Annotated in this window: 3 protein-coding genes and 1 pseudogene; 2 read left to right on the plus strand and 2 right to left on the minus strand. The window is 50.3% G+C overall.

Annotated features, from left to right (window positions below; all coding sequences use genetic code 11):
* Nucleotides 1-69: 69 nt before the first annotated feature.
* Both REG_RS10130 and REG_RS11585 read left to right on the plus strand, forming a co-directional pair.
* Nucleotides 70-417 (plus strand): annotated as a pseudogene (locus REG_RS10130) (type II toxin-antitoxin system RelE/ParE family toxin); the annotation flags it as partial.
* A gap of 3 nt (nucleotides 418-420) precedes the next feature.
* Nucleotides 421-744, plus strand: a complete 324-nt coding sequence (locus tag REG_RS11585; protein WP_087943436.1) for a helix-turn-helix domain-containing protein — start codon at nucleotides 421-423, stop codon at nucleotides 742-744.
* Here the strand turns inward: REG_RS11585 and REG_RS10135 are convergent.
* Complete coding sequence (locus tag REG_RS10135) at nucleotides 731-1,696, minus strand: DsbC family protein (protein WP_006705556.1); 966 nt, start codon at nucleotides 1,694-1,696, stop codon at nucleotides 731-733. The genes REG_RS11585 and REG_RS10135 overlap by 14 nt on opposite strands.
* Nucleotides 1,697-1,713: 17 nt before the next feature.
* A partial coding sequence (locus REG_RS10140; RefSeq protein WP_218015687.1) for a secretion/conjugation apparatus DotM-related subunit occupies nucleotides 1,714-2,592 on the minus strand: 879 nt, incomplete at its 5' end.

A 2,592-nucleotide genomic window follows, 5' to 3' on the forward strand; every position in this document is an offset into this window, starting at 1 on the left:
GGATAAAAGGGGATTTTTGTCTTTGTTTTTACCGGTAGTTTTTTATATCCATTTAGGTATAATTAACGGATGAAAACACCATCACAAAAATCGGTGCTATGGGTTGGTAGCAGTAAAAAAGATTTGCAACTGTTGCCTGATGAAGTCCAGGATGTATTTGGCTATGCGTTGCATCTGGCTCAATCAGGTGAAAAGCATCCTGATGCGAAACCATTGAAAGGTTTTGGCGGTGCTAGGGTGTTAGAAGTTGTCGAAAATTATGCTACAAATGCCTATAGAGCAGTGTATACCGTTAGATTTGATACCGCTGTGTACGTGCTTCATGTTTTCCAAAAAAAATCCAATTCAGGCATAGCGACGCCTAAGCCTGATGTAGAGAAAATACGCGAGCGTCTCAAAATAGCGGAAAAGGAGGCTGAAATGACACCCAATATTGAAATCAGCAGCGGCAATATTTATGCCGATCTCGAGATGCCTGATGCTGAAACCAGGCAATTAAAAGCGCAATTGGCATCAAAAATTACCGATATTATTAAGCATAAACGCATGACCCAGACTGAAGCAGCCCGTTTACTGGGTATGACACAACCCAAATTATCTCACCTGCTACGAGGGCAGTTTAGAGGGATCAGCGAAACTAAAATGCTGGAATGCCTTACTTTGCTGGGACGTGATGTACAAATAGTGATTGGTAAATCTCGCCGTACACCGAAAGCAGGCAGTTTAAACGTTATTTTCTCTTAAGCTGGGCGCCTGCATTCATAAATGCTGCTAATATTTCATCGTTTTCTAGTGCACTGAAGGGCACGGGACGACCGTCATCTGCAATCAGTTGCGGTGTCCCGGGGAAACCATACGCGGCAAAGGCTTTGTCGTTAACCGCTAAGGCTTTTTCGCCAATATCACAGGAAGGCGCTTGAGCGGGGGAGTTGTCAGCCAATAACGCTTTCCACAAGGCGCGCTGTTTTTCGGGTGGAGCACAAAGCACGGGGATTACCTGAGCCGCGGTTTGATTTTTTCCAATCAATGTCACCGGAAAAACGTCAATATTGACGTTTTTTCCCATGGCCGCCAAGGTGGGTTCGAGATCCCGGCAATGTTGGCAGAGGGGGTCGGAAAATACGTATAAAGTGCGAGAATGACCGGTGGTTAAAGGAACGGTGAAGAGCTTTCGCCCAGCGGCGTCACGTAAATTATTGGCTAAGGTAGCCCATGCGGTTGACGTAGGTTGAATCGTCTCTGCCGGCTCGCGGTATTCACGGGAGGGGAGTTGAACGGTTTCCGGCACCGATGAGGCAGCCAGCCAGGATGCCGGGGGCTGCTCGGATGACGGCAATAGCGCGGTCTGTATCGGGGGTGTCGTGGGTAAGAGTCGATGGCCGCACACCGCCACTAGGGCGATAAGTATGAGGCTCCACACTATTCGCCTCCGCCGTAATTTTATTTTTTGGTGTTGCATCACAGCCTGGGTCAACGTATTGAGCACGTTTTGGGCATCAGCGGGTGAAAGACGGTCATCGAGCATAACGATATCTTGCTGGTTATTTTGGCGAATGATCAGGTGGTTACCCTGCATGAAAAAATGGGTTTCCTGGCTGATATCCAAGGTAAAAAGCACCGCTCCGCTGTCAGCATGACCGAGGCGGGTCGTCAGAATAGAGCCGATGATGTGGGTAGAAAATGTTTTCGGGAGCATAGCAGTCCTTATTGCTGTCAGAGGGTATTTTTGGGTTTACATACAAAAGTGGCGGAGGGTAAGGTTTCCTCGGTTTTTGTTACGCTGGGTGGCATCGGTACCGCCTTCTGCGAGGGAGGATTGCTCTGTATTGGCGGGTCTTCTTCCTGCGGCGCCTTATCGTCCTCTTCGCTTTCATCGGTTTTTGGCTTCCTATCATCGATAACGATACCGACGCTGATCAAATCCCGCTCCAGTCCTTCCACGGCATAATTGAGGATAGGGGCGGGTAAGGTGACGTGATGTTGAGCCGCTTCCCGTTCCCACTGCGCCTGAGTGACGACACCGGCTCCTTCGACAAAGGGTTTTGGGCGATCTGAGGAGCACAGCGCATACCATAGTGTGCGATCAAGCCCCTTTAACCAGCGAAAACGGGTGGGGGGCAGATGAAGATCATTGGCATGCAGGGCGGCGAGAGCCGTACGCGCATAGCGGTGCTGTTTGATCCACTGTCTCGCGGCGGGATGGGCGGCGAGCCTTTTGAATGCCTGGCTGGCAGCAGACCATACCGGATAGCCGATGTTTTCCTTTTCACGACGGCTTTTGATCAGGCAAGAACGGTTTAAGGTATCGAGCAGCGTTTCAGCTGCCTTACGGTCATTGAAAAAAAATTGCAGTCCAAAGACGGCGAACAAGGCGCGCTCATAGGCATTCAGATCCGCTAATTGGGTTATCTGGCGGCTCAGCTGCTGAATAAAGACCGCGGTCGCTTTCTTATGATCCAGACGCCGGTTGATCACCAGTTGGTGCTGCTGGGCAAATTCCGACGGGTCGCGTGCACTGCGATGCGCTGGCGGGTCAACATTTAACAATTGCGTCCGGGGATCGCCGTAACAGAGTGCTGGAATGATACTGGG

The organism is Candidatus Regiella insecticola LSR1 (assembly GCF_000143625.1).
In the GTDB taxonomy this organism is placed as follows: Bacteria; Pseudomonadota; Gammaproteobacteria; order Enterobacterales; family Enterobacteriaceae; genus Regiella; species Regiella insecticola.